The sequence below is a fragment of the Corticibacter populi genome, from assembly GCF_004217315.1.
Taxonomy (GTDB): domain Bacteria; phylum Pseudomonadota; class Gammaproteobacteria; order Burkholderiales; family Burkholderiaceae_C; genus Lampropedia; species Lampropedia populi.
Genome location: NZ_SGWR01000001.1, coordinates 555,029 through 572,016, shown reverse-complemented (window position 1 = coordinate 572,016; position 16,988 = coordinate 555,029). Strand labels below are relative to the sequence as shown.

At 58.9% G+C, this 16,988-nt stretch carries 18 protein-coding genes; 10 read left to right on the top strand and 8 right to left on the bottom strand.

Annotated elements, in window-relative coordinates:
* Positions 1–6: 6 nt before the first annotated feature.
* Positions 7–1,038 carry an SDR family oxidoreductase gene (locus EV687_RS02540; protein ID WP_122227121.1) on the top strand — a complete coding sequence of 344 codons (1,032 nt, stop codon included), beginning with the start codon at positions 7–9 and terminating at the stop codon, positions 1,036–1,038.
* Positions 1,039–1,112: 74 nt separating this feature from the next.
* Here EV687_RS02540 and EV687_RS02535 read toward each other — a convergent pair whose 3' ends face one another.
* Positions 1,113–1,631, bottom strand: coding sequence for a ClbS/DfsB family four-helix bundle protein (locus tag EV687_RS02535; RefSeq protein ID WP_122226298.1), 519 nt, complete (start codon positions 1,629–1,631; stop codon positions 1,113–1,115).
* A 339-nt stretch (positions 1,632–1,970) separates the two neighbouring features.
* Positions 1,971–3,134: a hypothetical protein gene (locus EV687_RS02530; RefSeq protein ID WP_130466422.1), complete on the bottom strand. Its 1,164-nt coding sequence runs from the start codon at positions 3,132–3,134 to the stop codon at positions 1,971–1,973.
* 447 nt (positions 3,135–3,581) lie between these two features.
* On the opposite strand from EV687_RS02530, the gene EV687_RS02525 reads away from it, so the two are divergent.
* The 8 genes from EV687_RS02525 (at position 3,582) to EV687_RS02490 (ending at position 8,378) form a co-directional block, all read left to right on the top strand.
* Positions 3,582–4,922: a type II toxin-antitoxin system HipA family toxin gene (locus tag EV687_RS02525; RefSeq protein ID WP_122226296.1), complete on the top strand. Its 1,341-nt coding sequence runs from the start codon at positions 3,582–3,584 to the stop codon at positions 4,920–4,922.
* A 12-nt stretch (positions 4,923–4,934) separates the two neighbouring features.
* Positions 4,935–5,225 (top strand): helix-turn-helix domain-containing protein, encoded by a 291-nt coding sequence (locus tag EV687_RS02520; RefSeq protein ID WP_122226295.1) that lies wholly within the window; start codon positions 4,935–4,937, stop codon positions 5,223–5,225.
* Positions 5,226–5,405: 180 nt separating this feature from the next.
* Positions 5,406–5,660 carry a hypothetical protein gene (locus tag EV687_RS02515; RefSeq protein ID WP_242612432.1) on the top strand — a complete coding sequence of 85 codons (255 nt, stop codon included), beginning with the start codon at positions 5,406–5,408 and terminating at the stop codon, positions 5,658–5,660.
* Positions 5,650–6,459, top strand: coding sequence for an ATPase (locus EV687_RS02510; protein WP_122226293.1), 810 nt, complete (start codon positions 5,650–5,652; stop codon positions 6,457–6,459). The genes EV687_RS02515 and EV687_RS02510 overlap by 11 nt, the downstream gene beginning before the upstream one ends.
* On the top strand, positions 6,441–7,229 hold the full coding sequence (bluB, locus tag EV687_RS02505) for a 5,6-dimethylbenzimidazole synthase (RefSeq protein WP_242612430.1): 789 nt from the start codon (positions 6,441–6,443) through the stop codon (positions 7,227–7,229). The genes EV687_RS02510 and bluB overlap by 19 nt, the downstream gene beginning before the upstream one ends.
* 100 nt (positions 7,230–7,329) lie before the next feature.
* Positions 7,330–7,605: a hypothetical protein gene (locus tag EV687_RS02500; RefSeq protein ID WP_130466421.1), complete on the top strand. Its 276-nt coding sequence runs from the start codon at positions 7,330–7,332 to the stop codon at positions 7,603–7,605.
* Between the two features lie 135 nt (positions 7,606–7,740).
* Positions 7,741–7,971, top strand: coding sequence for a type II toxin-antitoxin system VapB family antitoxin (gene vapB / locus EV687_RS02495; protein WP_122227117.1), 231 nt, complete (start codon positions 7,741–7,743; stop codon positions 7,969–7,971).
* Between the two features lie 8 nt (positions 7,972–7,979).
* Entirely contained in the window at positions 7,980–8,378 is a 399-nt protein-coding gene (locus EV687_RS02490) for a type II toxin-antitoxin system VapC family toxin (RefSeq protein ID WP_207226389.1), read from the top strand.
* 243 nt (positions 8,379–8,621) lie between these two features.
* Here the strand turns inward: EV687_RS02490 and EV687_RS02485 are convergent, their stop codons facing one another.
* From EV687_RS02485 to EV687_RS02470, 4 genes are all read right to left on the bottom strand, one after another.
* On the bottom strand, positions 8,622–10,490 hold the full coding sequence (locus tag EV687_RS02485; RefSeq protein WP_122226290.1) for a hypothetical protein: 1,869 nt from the start codon (positions 10,488–10,490) through the stop codon (positions 8,622–8,624).
* Positions 10,481–10,975 carry an ABC-three component system middle component 2 gene (locus EV687_RS02480; protein ID WP_122226289.1) on the bottom strand — a complete coding sequence of 165 codons (495 nt, stop codon included), beginning with the start codon at positions 10,973–10,975 and terminating at the stop codon, positions 10,481–10,483. The genes EV687_RS02485 and EV687_RS02480 overlap by 10 nt, the downstream gene beginning before the upstream one ends.
* Positions 10,972–12,048, bottom strand: a complete 1,077-nt coding sequence (locus EV687_RS02475) for an ABC-three component system protein (RefSeq protein WP_122226288.1) — start codon at positions 12,046–12,048, stop codon at positions 10,972–10,974. Before EV687_RS02475 ends, EV687_RS02480 begins: the two co-directional genes overlap by 4 nt.
* A gap of 375 nt (positions 12,049–12,423) precedes the next feature.
* Positions 12,424–13,245, bottom strand: a complete 822-nt coding sequence (locus tag EV687_RS02470; protein ID WP_122226287.1) for a SprT-like domain-containing protein — start codon at positions 13,243–13,245, stop codon at positions 12,424–12,426.
* 336 nt (positions 13,246–13,581) lie between these two features.
* On the opposite strand from EV687_RS02470, the gene EV687_RS02465 reads away from it, so the two are divergent.
* A complete protein-coding gene (locus tag EV687_RS02465) occupies positions 13,582–14,646 on the top strand; it encodes a CAP domain-containing protein (RefSeq protein ID WP_122226286.1) in 1,065 nt (354 codons plus the stop codon).
* 63 nt (positions 14,647–14,709) lie between these two features.
* On the opposite strand, the gene EV687_RS02460 is transcribed toward EV687_RS02465, so the two are convergent.
* Both EV687_RS02460 and EV687_RS02455 read right to left on the bottom strand, forming a co-directional pair.
* Positions 14,710–15,618 carry a hypothetical protein gene (locus EV687_RS02460; protein ID WP_130466419.1) on the bottom strand — a complete coding sequence of 303 codons (909 nt, stop codon included), beginning with the start codon at positions 15,616–15,618 and terminating at the stop codon, positions 14,710–14,712.
* A gap of 33 nt (positions 15,619–15,651) precedes the next feature.
* The gene (locus EV687_RS02455) at positions 15,652–16,974 is read right to left on the bottom strand and encodes a type II secretion system protein (RefSeq protein ID WP_165392805.1); all 1,323 of its coding nucleotides are present in this window, start codon (positions 16,972–16,974) and stop codon (positions 15,652–15,654) included.
* Between the last annotated feature and the right edge of the window lie 14 nt (positions 16,975–16,988).

The following is a 16,988-nucleotide window of genomic DNA, read 5'->3' as shown; positions in this document are numbered from 1 at the left end:
AAAAACATGAATGTGAACTTTGCGCAGGCTTTCGTGACGGGCGCAACGGGCTTGCTGGGCAACAACCTGGTGCGGGCCTTGCTGGCACGCGGGGTGCACGTCAAAGCCTTGGTGCGTTCGCACCGCAAAGCCGAGCAGCAGTTCGAGGGGCTTGCAGGCATCGATTGGGTCGAGGGCGATCTGGGCGACGTCGCTGCATTCGCCCCGGCGCTGGCGGGCTGCGACGTCGTCTTTCACACCGCCGCGTACTTTCGCGAGAACTACAAGGGCGGCGCGCACTGGGCGCAGCTCAAGCGCATCAATGTCGATGGCACCCAGGCGTTGCTGGTGCACGCTTACGCGGCAGGCATCCGCCGCTTCGTGCAGACCTCCTCAATCGCCGTGCTTGATGGCCAGCCCGGCCAGTGGATCGACGAGACCCACAGCCGTGCCTTGGACGATGCGGACGACTACTACCGCAGCAAGATCCTGGCCGACCAGGAGGTGAGCGCATTTCTGCAGCAGCACGCCGACATGCACGCGAGCTTCGTGCTGCCGGGCTGGATGTGGGGGCCGGCAGACATCGGCCCGACGTCCGCTGGCCAGTTGTTGCTGGATCTGGTGCGCGGCAAGCTGCCCGGCCTGGTGCCGGGCAGTTTCTCGGTCGTGGACGCCCGCGATGTGGCCCAGGCGCAGATTGCCGCCGCCGTATTGGGCCGCAACGGGGAGCGCTATCTGGCGGCAGGCCAGCATATGACCATGCGTGAACTGGTGCCGCTGCTGGCCCATGTGGCCCAGGTCAAGGCCCCTACGCGGGCGCTGCCGGTGCCCCTGCTGTGGGCGTTGGCCAGCCTGCAGGAGGTGTATGCACGCATCAGCGGCAAGCCCATCCTGCTCAGCCTGTCCACCGTGCGCCTGATGCTGCGCGAGGCCGACCGCACCCGCTTCAATCCCGCCAAAAGCGAGCGGGAGCTGGGCTTGCACTTCCGGCCCGTGGAGGAAACCCTGCGCGATACCTTTGCCTGGTACCAACAGCATGGCTGGTTGCCAGAGGCATGAAGCATGTCGGATAGAAGACAAGGTTCTGCAGCAATCAAGCTGCCAATTGAGGCGTAAAGATTGAGTGGAAAACCTTATCCATTTGCCGCTTCAAGCGCCTTGCGCCAAGCACGCAGCCGGTTGCGGGCATTGGCGTAGGGCGAGGCGGTGTTGAACTGGATCATGCGGCCCTGGGTCCACTTGCCGTACCAGGGGCGCCCGTACAGCGCGGCATCGTTGCTGGTTTCGATACGGGCGACGATGGCGGTCTTGGCGGCGACCAGTTGGTCCAACAATTGTGCCCAGGGCAGCGCCTCGTAGTCGCGGTAGAACTTCTGCGCCAGCTTGCCCAGTTCGTTCCACTTGAAGCCGGTCTCCGGAAAGTCGATCGGCAGGCCGTCGGCATCACACTGCAGCCACTTGAGCACCAGTGTGTTCCAGCCCAGCAGGTAGGCGACGAGGTTGGCCGGGCTCATGAAGGTGCCCTTGGCGTGGCCCTCCATGCCGGGCGTGTGCGCCTGTTCCGGTGGGATGGCGTGCAGCGCCTCCTGCAGTTTACCGAACTGAGTGTCGATGGCGTTCAGCAGTTCAATCTTGCTCTGTGGGACTGCCATGCGCGGCCTCCTGAGTGTGCGGTGCGGTTGCATCGTCCGCTACGACGGTATAACTATTCAGAAGTTCGCTTGAAATATTGAAAACTTACATAAGTCAGGCTGGCTGCTTTCGACCCCAAGCAGACGCTCGACAATTTTTTTTGCAGCTGCTTTGCTCCGGGATCCTCTTATCGCCCGGCTCCCAGAGAACGACCGCATCCGGCCTTGAAGCTGTGTTACGGGCGGCTTCAATCCTTTAGCTCACGATGTTGAGTACCTACCGGTGAATGGGAGGCTCTTGATAAGGTAAAACGACTCCTGTGCGGGCGTCCGCCCTGCCGCTAACCTCATGCAGCGCAGTCACCTATCACCGTTAGAACCCCACGGCCTGAGCTGCAACCATTCTCGCATATGGCTTTCCCGGTAGGCGAAGGTATCCTGATTCAGATCGTTCAATTTGACATCGCTGATAAAACCAACCCCGCGTGGCAACAGCCCTCGCTCAATCATGAGCGCTTGCAGTCCGGAGACTCTGTCGTTCACCCATCTGACGCTAGTTTTTACATCCAGTCCTAGTTCAACAAACATGGAGCCGAGCACCAAATACGCTCTTAGCGAGCCACTGTGATAGCCCTCCGACTCTGCAAACCACGAATACATCAAAACAACGCCGACCACGACCTCAAAAGCCTTAGCCCTAAAGCGCGGATTATCTAGCGACAGCTCATTTTCGTGAAAGCCCCTGAAGAACTCCTTTGCCATGAACCGCCCCGAAAAGTCGTCGGCGTCAGTCTCCAACGCCCTTCGTCTAAGGTCGATAACTTGCGAAATCGCGAAATCACATGATGAGACTTCAGTTATCGCGCCGATTCCTGCGCCAGTTTCGCAGCGTAAATAGACTGCATGTGCCCGCAGGATGTGGGCTAACTCATGAAAGAAGGTGACTCGCAAGGCAGCCACTGCGAACCGTCCAGCCAACGCTCGTCGCTCGGGCGAGACTGGAATGTTTAGAGCAATTCCGAAGAGTGGCTTTGCATGCGCCTCGAGATGCTCGCCCGGGCGCGGCAATGTCGGTTCGAAGCGCTTGTCCGATACCAAGTGGTACGCAGAGTAGAGTGTGTGAAAGAACGCTCCGGCAGTGACGTTGATGAACTGAACCTTCTCATCTTCATCGTGCAGCACGGCGGCGAGTCCATTCGGCACAAGGCTGTCTGACATGAAGCCAAGCACCCTCCAAGGGGCCAGCCGCTTTTCGACAGCGGCGCTCTCAAAGAGTCGCTGAATACTGCGAAATGCTGCAGCAGCGGATCTGATTCCAGGCGGTGTAATACCTGGAAATACCAGGCCGGTATCAAGCGTGCTGCTTTCATTGAGCAAACTCCCATGACCGTGGACGAGGAGTCGTGCACAAGCCTGAGTTCTGTCTTGATTTTTAACGGCGCCGAGCTCAAAATGATGTCGTCGGTTGCGGTTGGATATGGGCCATGAACGGAGAGCCTTAATTTTCGCTGCAATACTTGTCATGAACAATCTCCCTGAGAAGGACATATCGTAGCTTCCAACTGATTCGCACAGGGACGGTGCTACTTCGTTTCACGTTGGCGTCGGCGGTGCTTAGTGCCGATGATGGCGGGAGCTGCCAATCAGGCTTTGTCCGCGAATGACGCAGAACAGTCCAACACTGCTCTTCCAAGCTCTAAACCCAGCGGCCGCTTTTGGCCGCTAGCAGACGATCATATTATCTGTGTTTCCATATGTATCTATCCAGCCCCAGGCAAGCAAGCATCAAGCGTCACCTTGCAATCCCCGCACACTACATTGAGCCTAGGCTCGTCTGAAACATCGACATTGCATCCACTGCACCTGTACTTGGCACGCGCTACTCACAGCGGATCAGCCTCTTTCAGTAGAGTGTTTTTTTATACAAAATGCAAGCCATCAGGCAATCAATTTGTATAGAAAAACACTCTTATGAAGTCCTGCACCCTCCAGCTTCATTGCCAGGACCAATGGCACGACGTGGCCTCGGTCTCGCTGTGGGGGAACGACGCCGACGGTTGGCGCGCCAAGACTTTCGCCGGCTATGCGGTGGACTGGTCGGTGAGGCATTTCGGCCAACGCGATGCACATCCCATCAGCGTCAATTGGCCTGTGGGGCTGGAGCCGCTGGAGAGTCCGCACTGGCCGGTGTGGCTGCTCGACATGCTGCCCCAGGGCTTCGGCCGCGCCGAGCTGCTGCAGCGTCTGGATTTGCCTGTGACGCTCGAGCAAGCGGCCGACTGGCGCCTGCTGCAGGCTGGTGCCGGCAACCCGATCGGCCATCTGCGCGTTAAGGAAGCCGCCGAGTGGCTGCAGGCCCGCACGGATGAGCTGCAGCAACACACTGGCTCGATCGCGCGCGGCTTCGCCACACATGAGGTCTCGGCCCGTGTTGAGGCGTTCAGCGAGCACCTGGCCCAGCATGGCCTGTTCGTTGCCGGTTCGTCGGGCGTGCAGGGCGAGTGGCCCAAGCTGCTGCTGACGCAGGATGACGTCGGTTTACTCCACCTGGACCACACGCTTCCCGATGCACAGGCGGCGCGGCACTTCATCGTCAAATTCAGCCGTGGCCGCGATGCGGCATTGGCGCAGATCCTGCGGCATGAGCCGGTCTACATGGAACTGGCGCGCCGCCTGGGGCTGCGTGTGCATGCATCGCTGAAGCTCGAAGGCGGTCGGGTGCTGTTCATTCCGCGCTTTGACCGCAGCGTGGTCGCCGCCGATGGAGCTCGCCGCGTGGAACGGCTGGCCCAGGAAAGCGTGGCCTCGTTGACAGGCTACACCGGCCTGGACCGCGTGCCCAGCCATGACGAGGTGTGCCGGGCCCTGGTGGCGCATTGCAGCGATCCCCAGACTGAGGTGCTGGAGTACCTGCGCCGCGACGTGGTCAATTTGGCGCTGGGCAACAAAGACAACCATGCCCGCAACACCGCCATTCAACGCGACTTCGCCGGCCACATCCGCCTGACACCGCTGTACGACTTTGCCCCCATGTACCTGCACCCGGATGGTATCGCCCGGAGCATCCGCTGGGAAGGCAACGACCATGGTCAGCCTGACTGGAAGCGCGTGCTCGATGCGGTGTGCAGCCCGGCCAACGATCCAGAGGAACGACTGGACTGCACAGGACTGGCCGCCGGACTCGCTGCCATGGCCCCCGCATTGGCGGAGATTGCAGAGCAGGGCGCCGAGCTAGGATTGGAACCAGACGTGCATGCCTATCTGCGGCCCGGTTTGGCGAGCATGGCCGAGCGCATGCGGGCGCTGGCCTGAGGAGGGATACCCATGGACAAACGCTACAACACCCTGAGTCTGCCCGAGCAACTGATGCTGCGCAAGCAAGCTATCGACGACGTACTGGCCCACCCGGAGTGGACGCTGCAGCAATCCGTGCGGCACCTCAAGCGCACCATGCGGCTGACCAGTGCAGAACTGGCCGGCATGGCCGGCATCGCCCAGAAAACCCTGCTCGACATCGAGCAAGGGCGCAGCACCGGCACCGTGCAGACGCTCAACAAACTGCTGGGTGTGCTGGGCCTGCAACTGGGCGTCGTGCGCAAGAGCGCACGGGATTGAGCGCTTTCCATGGACAGGGCTTTGGAGGGCCAATACATGCCTTCTGCAAGGATCCTCAAAGCAGATGATTGCTCATCAAGGCCAATAACTTCTGCGCGTTAGCACACCTGAGCGCTTTGAAGATATATTCATGTCAATCCACCCTGATAGACTGACAGCCATACACCTTCCCACACTCTCATGTCCACCAACACGAACCGAACCATTCCGACCGAACGAGGAATGCGTATTGCTGAGCGACGCATCCTTGTGGCTGCCGCCCAAGCAGGTCATGAGGCCTACTGGAACACACTCAGGCAAACAGGAGCGGTGACAGTCAAGGCTGCTAGCGGTGAGATCGTTGAGCGCAAGCGCGACGGTAGCGTAAAGGTCATCAAGCACCTCTCGATCGGCAAGCGCGTCAAACCCGGCACCATCCTGAAACGTGTCAAGTAAAGCCGCTGATTCCGAGCGTGCCCCCAAGGCTGGCAAGCCGACTCTGTCGCCGCCTGCCAAGCCCCGACTTCGTGTCCTCGCAGGGCCAAACGGATCAGGCAAAAGCACTATCAAGCTCAACCTGAAGCCCCAATGGATCGGTGTCTTCGTGAATGCCGACGAGATGGAGAAGGTCCTGAATGCTTCAGGCGGATTCCTGACGCTGAGAGACCTCGGCGTTACCGGCGAGCCGGACATGGTGCTAAAGCGAATCAAGAAGAGCCTTCAAACGTTCGGGCTGAAGAAGGGTATTGACATACCAGCCTTGCTTGCCGAAATCAGGCTGGACGAAGCGCTGACTCTCTGGGTACCTGGACCATACAACTCCTACCTTGCTGCCACGTTGGCCGATGCTGTGCGACAGGAACTGCTCAACGAAGGCAAAACATTCACCTTCGAGACCGTCATGTCGCATCGTTCAAAGATCGACTTCATGCGAGAGGCCCGGGAGCGCGGCTATCGCGTCTATTTGTACTTTGTTGCGACTGACGATCCAACCATCAACATCGACCGGGTGCACCGGCGCGTGCTGCAGGGTGGCCATCCGGTTTCTGACGACAAGATCATCAGTCGATACCATAGGTCCATTGCGCTCATGACCGAAGCGTGCGAGGTAGCTCACCGTGCCTATATCTTTGACAACTCGGGCGCTAAGCACAAGCTGCTGGCCGAGGTGTCGGATGCCGACACTCTCCGATTGGATGCCAGCGTGATCAACCCATGGTTCCTTGAGACGGACCTTTGGAAGACTTTTTTCTGAAGTGCCGCACCATTGAACAGCCTCCAAAATTTGGACACCGACACAACCATAGGGAGTGTTTTCCATGGTCAAGTGTGACGAGCGACTCAAGTTGCCGGGCGTGGCCCGGGATTGACGACATGCACATGCATGCGGGAGCCGGCATGATGGAGTTTGCCGACAGTGAACGTGAAAGCCTGCTGCGCCTGCTGACCTGGCGGCGTGATGTGCGGCATTTCGAGACGCGGGAAGTGCCACCGGTGGTGGTTCAGCAGCTGCGCCTGGCGATGGACTTGGCGCCGTCCGTGGGAAATTCGCGGCCGTGGCGGATTTTTCAGGTGGAGAGCCAGGCCAGGCGGCTGGCCGTGCATGACATCTTCCGCCAGGCCAATGCGGCAGCCATGCAAGACCAAGTACCGGAGAAACGGCAGCAATACCAACAGCTCAAGCTCGAGGGCATCGAAACGGCCCCACTGCAACTGGCTGTCTTCACTGACACCGATCCAACAGCCGGATACGGTCTGGGTCGACATTCCATGGCTGGCACGCTCGAACAAAGCACCGCCATGGCCGTGCAGAACCTCAACCTGGTGGCCCGCGCCCAAGGACTCGGCGTAGGGATGGTGAGCGTGCTCAATGCCGCCGGCATGGAGCGACTCTTCGAGGTACCGCAAACTTGGCGCTTCAGCCTCTACCTGTGCATCGGCTGGCCACAGTTCACCGATGACCTCCCGCTGCTGCATCGCAATGGCTGGCAGGAGAACCAAACGGTGGCCTGGGAAAGTTGCTGAGAACAGGTTCTGAGATGATGCGGGAGAGAGCGGAGCCCCTCGAGGGCAACCCTAGACAAGGAAAGGCGTTTGGATGCGTGCTTGTTTTCACGAAGACCCTGTGAGCATTGCAGCTCTATGCGCGGACCTGCAGCAGCATGGTGTTGTTTACTGGCACACGGTGCGTCCCAATTTCCGGCGGGTTCTGGACCTCGTGCAGGGGCAAGGACTGGAAGTCATACCGCTGTGCGCCAGGCTGGATGGTGATTTCCTGGAGTTCATGATCCGCCTTGATTTCGCTGATGATGAACTGGTGTCTCTGGAGAAGCGCGTGGGCGAGGCCATCAAACGATGGCAGGGGCTTGGGGAGCCTGTGCCGCATAGCGAATTGGTCTGAGCGCTGAGAAGGCGATGCTTCCGCTGACGACTCGGAGCGGAAATTCAAAACTGGATGAACGTGTTCTTCCGACACCTTGCGCTCCCAATGATCCAACCTTACAATACATATGCTTGACATATGTTAGGAGTCATCATGCGTACTGTATCTCTTTTCATGAACGGCAAGAACCAGGCCATCCGCCTGCCGGTGGACATGGCTTATGAAGATGTGCGCGAACTGGAAATAACCCGCGAAGGCGATGTCATCACCTTGCGGCCAGTGCGCCCTGGCTGGGAATCGTTGACTTCAGTGCAGAAGTCAGACGCCGATTTCCTGCTGGAGCGTCAATCGGTCGTTGATGACGAAGGCAGGTTCGCTCTGTGAGCACCTACATGCTCGACACGAACATCTGTTCGTTCATCATGCGGGAGATGCCCGCATCCGTGTTGCAGCGGCTGGCGCTCACCAGCGCCCAGAAGCACCGCATCGTCATTTCAGCCATCACGTATGCAGAAATGCGTTATGGCCAGATTGGCAAAAAAGCCTCTGCCCGCCACAAGACCTTGGTGGATGAATTTGTGCTGCGTCTTGACGCCATCCTGCCATGGGACAGGCACGCAGTGGATGCGGCTATGGAAGTCAAAAATGCGCTCTCCGATACAGGCACACCGATTGGCCCCAATGACACCGCCATCGCAGGCCACGCCATTGCCGCAGACTGCATACTTGTGACAAACAACACGCGAGAGTTCGGCAGAGTTGCCAACCTCGTTTATGAAGATTGGGTTTGATGTGCCAGGGGCGCGAATCGACCCAAAGCAGCCGCTCGCACTGCATTCCCAATGTCGGGTTTGCAGCGACAGCAGTCCGTCGCTTCGTCGAACAGGGCTCCTAGGAGCGGCCGTCCAGCCCAGCGTATAGAACTCTTGCAGCAGAGGTGACCTCCTAAGAGTCCGCTGGTCTCTACAGGCCAACGCCGAGTCATGGCACTCGCTCGTCAGCTGGCGGCTTAGATTGAAAGCGCGCGTGGCGCATTACGCAAGATCGCCGTAGTCGGACTCGTCACTAGGCCTTGGCGCGGGCGCAATCATCGGTCTTGGCGGATAGAACCCTTGCCGTCCGCGGGTGTAGTCGTCGGTGAACTCGATAGCATTCAAAGCGCGGGCCGTGACCGCATCCACCGGTTCGTTTTCCAGAACGACGATTTGGCCGGGGCCTTGGAAGCGGGAAAGCCAAGCGTAAAAGCTTGCGTTCACCGTGGCTGTGGGGATCTCCCGGTCAGTGTCCGGCGCTTCTTTTTGGGCGTAAGCTTTTAGCGGCGAATCCAGCACGACGACACCAAGGTGAGGGTGACCATTAGTTAGAGCATGCTGCATCAAGGCGATTGTCATGGCGGACAGGAATAGACCACGTTTGCCCGCACCATAGCTGAGGCGTCGGCGGCCATCGATGACCAGGTCGCAGGCCTTCGGATCGACGTACACAGACTGGATGGACGTGAATCCCCAGTCGTTGAGCATCTGGCGTGCGATCATTCCGACATCGTCTCCATGCTGGCCAACATTGCGTACGAGGGTCGTCTGCTTTTGTTTCGTTGCATCCTTGAGGCGCGCGATCTCGCCCGTCAGCCGTATGGTTTCATCAAAGGCGTCGATCAGCGATGAGAACCGCGTGTGTGACTCAGCGAGATCGCGTGGGTCTGAATCGAACTCCAGCGACGCGCTACGCAGCACTGCCTTTTCCTGCTCCTCCAATGCCTTCAGTGACGATGTAAGCCGTTGAACATCAGCCGTAGCGGTAGCCAAGCGCGTCTGTTCTTGAGCCAGCGATGGCTGCAGTCCGCGACGGAGTGCGCGGATCTTTTCCACCTCAGCCGCGATCGCATCGCGGTATTTGGTCGGTGCCCTAGGCTTCAGGTTGCCGGGATCGACGTGCTGCTCAACCGGCGTGCCGCAGAGCGGGCACGGCGTCTCGACCAAAGCCTGGAAGAACGCGATGCCTTCGTCCGTGGCTCCGAGGCGGGCAAGGTCGCTCGCATACTTCAGGTCCAGTAGCGTGAAACGCTCCCGCATCGACGTGGCGCTGGCAAGTTTTGTCGTTGCGGTCGTGAGAGCGTCTCCCTGCGCGGAGATCTGCTGCCGCAGTTCCTTAAGGACCGAAGAGCGCGCCTGGAGCTGAGTGGCGAACATATCCAGCCGCTCATCGACTTTTGCCAGGGCAGCAACTGCGGATGCTCGATCTGTGTCCGCTGGAATCACGCCTTGCAGCCGAGCCAGTTCTGCCTGGGCGGCCGCCAATCTTCCCTTGGCTTGGTCTTTCTCGGAAGAGGTCTTGTAGAGCTCGACCGCGGAGTCATCGAGTCCGCTCAGGAACAGCGAGTAGGAAGAGACGTGCTTGTCTGAGCCATGACCCTTGCCCTTCGTCGCGTCCTCGGAAATCATGCGGGGCTGGGAGAGTAGCGCCCAATGCCGCAAGTCGTCACCGGTGAGCGGGCCTTTTTCGCTTCGATTGCGAAGCACCAGTTTTCCGGCAGCTCCTGACAGACTGACGAGAAGGTCGCCAAGATCCTGATTGATGTCTTCGAGCGGATTCGGCGTACCGTCCGGGATCGAAAGATCGTCCCTCCGTACCAGAACGCGCGCTGCGCCGCCAGACATCGCCTTGCGGACGAGGTATTCATGCTCATCATGCAGGAAGCCGAGCTCCAGCAAGTCGTATCCCTGCAATTCCGGGAACCATTCGAGCGTGCCGGTACCACCTAGCAGGTACCAGATGCACTTCCAGATGTGCGACTTTCCCGTGTCACTAGGGCCGCGGATGAGAGTGCGATGACCGTCGAACACGACCTTCGCGGTCAATACGCCCGGACCGTGGACCGACAAGTGCTTTAGCGTTATTGCCATTGTTGCCCCCTCGCGATGGCACCTTCAAATTCAGCACCCCACAGGTGGCCTTGCTGAGCGAATCTCTCGGTCATGTCTCTTGAACTGAGGGTGGAGAAGGTGGCGGCTGCCCAGCGGCAGCGGCTCTCCAACTCACGCAGGTAAGGTGACGTCAGCGCGCCGACCATGCTTCTGGCGGCGTTGCCGGCGAAGTAAGTGATGCCGGTCTCATCCATGGACACGGCGACGAGGCCGCGGGTGCTCATCAAGTGCAGGCTTTGGGCGATGAGGTCGCGACGACTCATGTATTCGCTACCGCGATAGGGGACCGGCGTGTGAAGGCTGGGTGGCCCATCAAGATCGTCGGAATACACGATTGCGTAGTCAAGCAGAACCAGCTTTTGGAGGTCGGCGCCAGTCGGCTGCAAGGAATTGAGCAAGTACACCATCCGAATGCCCAATTCGAACGGTGAGTTGAAAGCGGCGAGGGGCTTGGATTTTTTCATTTGACCCACTTCAGCCCATTTCTAATGACCAGGTGATGGCAGGTGCCGGGCAGGTCACCCCCGCGAAGTTGGGGCGAAAGACGGCTCTCTTGGACCTGCAGCGACGACGCTCGTTCTACGGCTGCATCGACCCGTTCCATGCCCGTCTTGAGGCGAAGTTGCGCGACCGTGGGGCGGATGCCCGCATGGACCATGTCCAGCAGCCGATCGAACTCCGGTTCGTCAGGGTAGATGTCACGGCTGAACCGTTGCAGGCCTTCCGCGCAGTAGAAGATCTGTCGATGCGAATCGAAATGGTCTTGGTACTCGCTGCCCGGCAGATCGGCCAGAGTAACTGGCGACGCCTTGTGCTCGGTGTAAACGCGCAAGAGTTCGTCGACATACCTTCCCTCGCACAACGCGGGCTGGGCGGGCATCGGATCATCATCGCCGCGTTCAGGCACGATGCCAAACAGGTGATAGTGGGCCGCCTTGTCGAGCGCGTGCCAAGCCAGCAGTTCATGTACCGGGCACTCGATGAAGCGATCGAAGTCGAAATCGTCGATGGCAGCCTGGACCTCAGGGGTCAGCTCAGCGGCTCTGCCTTTCATGCCATATTTTCCGGTCTTCCATGCATCGACGAACTTCGCCTTGAAAGAGTTCGCTCCAGCGGCCATCGTGTTGTGAAGCTCGTTGCCGACCGCATGCGGGGAGCAGAAGTAGTAGAAATTCGGACGCGGGTAGGTCTTCATGGCCAATTGCTTGAAAAACTTCGCCATCTCCGGGAATGCGTCGGTCTGTGTCAGCCCTTGCCTGTAATGTTTGGCCTGGTACAGGTCCCAGCCGTCCCGTACCAACGGCGGGCCGTATCGCGCCTCGATGTCGCGGCCTCCGTCGCCCGCCCCGCCCAGCCGCTTGATAGCCGCGTAGCAGGCGCCGCCGGAAAGAACTCGCTTGCGCGCGGCGGCCAAAATGAACTCTTCCCACTGATCAGGGTTCAGCAGGAGAACTTGAGACGATGGCTGAATGACACCGCCCGCGGTCACGTGCTGGGTCTTCCTCGGCTTGCGGGTCGTGTCTGGTTTCGGTGACATGGATGTGGACTTGTCTCTGGTGCGAGATTCTGAGCCATCGCACGGGCAAATATGCTATTTGTAACACATAGTTCACACCGTCCGCCGACGCTTTGTTTAGGTGGGCAGCGACAGTCGTCCCGTGAAGGGGCTAACGGGTCATGCCGATATTGCAACCGCCCTCATGTGTTGCGGATAGTCAGTGGTGTGAACGCCCTGCTGAGGCTGCGACACAACTTGATGGCCCACGCTTAGGTGCCCCAAGCATTCGCTATTGAACGTCTTTAAACAGCCTGAAGTCGTCACCTATAGAGATTCGCTTGAGGGCTGCTTCTGGCCGACTGCAGACGATCATAGCATCGATGTTTCAGGATGTATCCATCCTGTGCCATGCAATCACACCTCAAACGGCACCTTGCAGTCCCCACACACCACATTCAGCCCAGGCTTGCCCCACACGTTGACACCGCATCCACTGCAGCTGTACTTGACCCGATTCGATCTATTCGCCGCAGCTGGCGGTGCCGGCTGCGGCCCTGTTGTGGTTTCCTCGCCTGAGACTTGGCCGATGGCTGTGCTGGCGCCGCGCACCATGCTCGCCAGGCTGGAGCTGATCTGGATGGGTAGTGCGGCCGCCGCTGAATTCGAGAGCTGTGCGGCCTGGCTGGCCAGGCCATGGGCGATGTGGTCGGCAGCGGGGAAACGGTCGTACCAGCTGATCTGGAAACTCTGCGTGAGCAGTTCTTCGCATGCAGCCAGGAAGGGGCCTCCCTCGATCGCATAGTCGGCCATGTGGTCGCCTGTGCGTGCGCCACCAGGCTTGCCGGTGGAAGAGGGCATCAGGCCGATGGCCTCCATCTTGTTCGCCCATTCACCGTTGTGGTACCGGCCGCGGCCTGGCTTGCCGAAGTGGTACTGCCATAGGTGAACCATCTCATGTACCAGGGTCTGCATGGTCTCCACAATCGGCGTCACGGCGAAGTAGGCCGGGTTCATGGCGATCTCGTCGGTGGTGCGTCCGTCCATGCTGGCCCAGCGCTGCGCACTGAAGTACCCGCAGGTGCGTTTTTCCCGCTGCAGGGTGATCAGGCATGCCGGGAGCCCATTGCCAAACAGCCGCTCGTTGAAGTGATCGTAGGCGCGCTGCAACTCGTCGTAGGTGACATGCGTAGGGCGGTCAGCCCGGCTGTGTGAGCCAGGCTCGAAAGTGATGGTCATGGATGACTCCAACATTGATCTGTATTGTGCAATACAAACCTATTGCAGGAAGCAGGAATTGGGGTAAACTTCACGGGCCGATTTGCATTGCGATGATCTGACGGCCCCTCCGTTAGAGCCATTGCCGGTGTCAGTGCTCCAGGTCCAAGTGCCTGAAAATTCATGTCGCATTGACACCTGATCGTTGTCTATCATTCCTTTTGGCCACGCCTTGGTAATACACCAGGTGCAACGGCAGGGGAGGCGCTTCTGGTGGTTCACCACTCTCGGCAGCAGCGCACTTTTCATCCCTTCAATGATTTGCAACCGCGCCCGAGGCGCAGAAAGAACACGACCATGCAAACCGTGCAATCCAACGCTCGTCTGAACCAAACACGCTGGGCCCTCTCGATTCTCCTGGCCGCAGTGCTTGCCGCCTGCGGCGGTGGTGGCGGTAGTGACGATTCGGGCAATGGCGGCAACACTGGTGGCAATGACGGCGGAACCACCGAACCGGTCGATGACGGCACCAACCAGAATGACGACTACGCTGCCGGTAGCCGTCAGAAGTCGGCTTTCGATGCCATCAATGTGGCTCGCAAGGCGGCTGGCCTGGAGCCACTGCTGCAGAACACACGCATCGATGCAGCAGCGCAGGCGCATGCGCAGTATCAGACCATCAATGACACGACGGGTCATGCTGAGGTCCAGGGAAATAATGGTTTCACTGGAAACAACTCATTTTATCGAGTCCAGGCTCAAGGCTATGAACCTGCCGAGACAAATGAAAGTATTTCATATACGCAATATCCGAATATTACAGGAGCCCAATTGGCAGTTGAATGGGCGTTGGCAAGCGTATATCACCGCAGCAGTTTCTTATCGTCGCATTACATCAATGTTGGTATAGGCGATAGTGACTACCCTGCATCCTCTACACTTGGATATTCGCACAACATCGTTGTCAATTTTGCTCGGCCATCTAACCAATCAGCCCCATTTATACCGAGCGAAAACGCCGGTAAAGGAAGTGTCATTTGGCCTGTTGATGGTGCAAGCAACGTACCATTGGCGCTGTCGAACGAAACGCCGCGGCCAGTTCCTGACGTCGCATACCCCGGGCATCCTATCAGCTTCGCAGTGGATCGATCGCTTTCAAATGGTGGCACTAATACTTTGACAGTCAATAACTTCATTCTAAGCTGCAATGGGGTGCCTGTGATTACCCGTTTACTGACATCTGCGAATGACGCAAACATGAGTGAAGGGGCGCTTGCAAATTGGGCTTTCCTCGTTCCTGTTGAGTGGCTGCCCGCGAACTCGACATGCAGTGTCGTTTTCAAGGGCAGTGCGACCAGTGGCGCTACCTATGACAAGACTTGGTCCTTCCAGACGGGCTCAACCACCTACGCTGGCACTTAATGATTGCATCCAGGCGTTGTGTCAAAAAGGCACCACATGGTGCCTTTTTGACAGTTTGGTGGACTATTTCCACTTACAGGAATAGTTTCCACTGTGCAATCTTGATAGAGAGCTGGTGAAATAGGCAAGAGTGAAGCGCCTTATATTATTGACGGTTGATATTGTGCCGCTGTTGATTCCACGCCATTGCCAGAGATCGATTCCAATCTTGGCCTCAGCAGGAGAAAGATATAACTTTCCTTCGCCGCAAAATTGAGCAAGACCAATCAGGTATCCATTCCACATTAGAAATGGATAGGAATGTGGAGTTGAATAAAATCTTGTACTTGCACCCAGAGCGCTATAAATCAGCCCGCCACCTGAGCCATAGCCCCCACCAATGCCATACCCATTGGTCTCGTTGATCCAAACGCCCAAATAATCCCACTGCTTCGCATCGGAATCGATCATCACGTAGCGCCCATCGTCTTCACGATCCCATGTGCCGCCATAAGCATTGACCCAATCCCACGCCTGCGCTGCAGTCGTTCCAGGTTTGCAAAAGACGTTTTTCGTTCCCTTTCCTTCATTGGTAAAGGCTGCCTGAGATAAAAAATAGGCAGTCGGGAAATCGGGATTACCGCTGACGATCTCGAAAGTGAAGCGCGCTGCGTTGAAGTCGTTGACGTTCACGGCTTCAACGAGATTGACTCGGCCAGGTACGTTACCAATACACCGTGAAGTCGGATTAATTTCAAAATCACCGCCAGGAGGTTCTGTGTCAGGCACGGCCACAAACTTCCCCCCACAGGAAGAGTCCGAGCGCTCGCCGTACCCACAGATCTGCGTCTTGCGCAGCCGGTCGGAAGAGTAGTGGGTTCGGCTGGTGTAGTCCGGCTCCCAGGTGTATTGGGTGGCGGCGACTGCCGGCACGCTGATCAGGCCGAGCAGCGTTGTGCATACGGCTGCCACTGGCATCATGATGTTCTTCATGTTCTTGCTCCTTTCGAGTTGAGTGTGGATGTCTCAGCTGCCGTACTGGCAATACGTGTGGGCCAGCACTTCGCCGTTGTTGACCACGACACCAGCGGCGTCGCGAATGCGCACCGTCCAGTAGCTGCCGCTGTCATCGACATAGCGGTTGAACGAACCCGCCGAATTGGTCTCGCTCTTGGTGACCAGCACCACGTAGGGCGAGCCGGTGATATCGCATGTCGGCTTGTTGATCTGCTGGCCCTCGACGGCCCGGATCACGTCGACAAGCAGGAAGTTGCCCAACATCGAGTCCAGGTATTGGTAATAACCGTCGCGGCAGACCAGCGTCTGTCCGGAGGTGGTTACCACGGTTTTGCCACTTGTGGAGCACGCCGCCCCATGGCCGGCGATCTCATTGCCCAGCACCACCCAATTCGAGCCGTTGCAGACGAGCAGGTGACTGCTGGTGCCACCGTTTTGCATGATCGTGCCCTTCTCGCCGGCAGTGCAGGACGCACCCAGCCAGGCAGATCCTCGCGGCCTCAGCGATTGCGCCGTGACCGTGCCGGTGGCCACCAGGTCGCCGGTGACGTCCACGCCCCCGGTGATGTCTGCGCCGCCGGTGATGATGGCTCCGTTCTCGATGTCCGCACCGCCCTTGGCCGTGACCTTGCCGGCGACGGTGAGATCGCCCTGCAGGTCGGGATCGCGGCTGTCCTGGATGCGCACGAACTGTGCGTAGATGGCCGAGTTGTCCGAGGTGCAGATGCCGTAGGTGCCAAGTGCGGCGCCGGAGGGTGTCGGGTAATCGCAGACCGAACCACGGAAGCGGCTGGCATCGAGCGGCGTCACGGCCGCACCGTAGCCACGTGCGGTGCTGCGGAAGGCCTCGACAACACGCAGCTTGACGTTGCCAGCCGTGGTCTGGCATGAGCCATTGCCCGCATAGCTGGTGCACCGCTCGGTGATTGGCGTGTTCGAGTAGGCGATGGCGCTGATCTCGCAGGCGCCCGGGCAGCCCGTCACGCGCAGCTCGGTGACGTAGCGCCGGCGCAGCGGATCGATGAGCGGGTAGGCGCTGGGCAGGAAGCCTGCGGCACGCAGCTCTTCCACCGTGGGTGAGAGGCTGTTCGCAAAACCAGAAATGGCGGCGCCGCTCTGCAGCTGTGTCGCATGGGTGTTCATGTAGGCGTCCAGCGCGCCTTTGATGGCCAGGCCATAGGAGCCGGCAGCCTCGCCCTGGCGGTCATCGAGCTCGTTGACCAGGTGCTGTGCGCCCAGGACGGCGAGGATGGCCACGATGGCCAGCGCAACGCCCAGCTCGATCAGGGCGAAGCCGGACTGCCGCTGACGTCGCGGGTGACGCGCTGGCATTGTCGGAAGGTGAA

Coding starts and splice junctions, on each gene's coding strand:
- vapB (WP_122227117.1), top strand. CDS start 7,741: ATGCGTACTGTATCTCTTTTCATGAACGGCAAGAACCAGGCCATCCGC.
- EV687_RS02520 (WP_122226295.1), top strand. CDS start 4,935: ATGGACAAACGCTACAACACCCTGAGTCTGCCCGAGCAACTGATGCTG.
- EV687_RS02485 (WP_122226290.1), bottom strand. CDS start 10,490: ATGGCAATAACGCTAAAGCACTTGTCGGTCCACGGTCCGGGCGTATTG.
- EV687_RS02530 (WP_130466422.1), bottom strand. CDS start 3,134: ATGACAAGTATTGCAGCGAAAATTAAGGCTCTCCGTTCATGGCCCATA.
- EV687_RS02490 (WP_207226389.1), top strand. CDS start 7,980: ATGCTCGACACGAACATCTGTTCGTTCATCATGCGGGAGATGCCCGCA.
- EV687_RS02515 (WP_242612432.1), top strand. CDS start 5,406: ATGTCCACCAACACGAACCGAACCATTCCGACCGAACGAGGAATGCGT.
- EV687_RS02475 (WP_122226288.1), bottom strand. CDS start 12,048: ATGTCACCGAAACCAGACACGACCCGCAAGCCGAGGAAGACCCAGCAC.
- EV687_RS02455 (WP_165392805.1), bottom strand. CDS start 16,974: ATGCCAGCGCGTCACCCGCGACGTCAGCGGCAGTCCGGCTTCGCCCTG.
- EV687_RS02540 (WP_122227121.1), top strand. CDS start 7: ATGAATGTGAACTTTGCGCAGGCTTTCGTGACGGGCGCAACGGGCTTG.
- EV687_RS02460 (WP_130466419.1), bottom strand. CDS start 15,618: ATGAAGAACATCATGATGCCAGTGGCAGCCGTATGCACAACGCTGCTC.
- EV687_RS02465 (WP_122226286.1), top strand. CDS start 13,582: ATGCAAACCGTGCAATCCAACGCTCGTCTGAACCAAACACGCTGGGCC.
- EV687_RS02470 (WP_122226287.1), bottom strand. CDS start 13,245: ATGACCATCACTTTCGAGCCTGGCTCACACAGCCGGGCTGACCGCCCT.
- EV687_RS02525 (WP_122226296.1), top strand. CDS start 3,582: ATGAAGTCCTGCACCCTCCAGCTTCATTGCCAGGACCAATGGCACGAC.
- EV687_RS02535 (WP_122226298.1), bottom strand. CDS start 1,631: ATGGCAGTCCCACAGAGCAAGATTGAACTGCTGAACGCCATCGACACT.
- EV687_RS02480 (WP_122226289.1), bottom strand. CDS start 10,975: ATGAAAAAATCCAAGCCCCTCGCCGCTTTCAACTCACCGTTCGAATTG.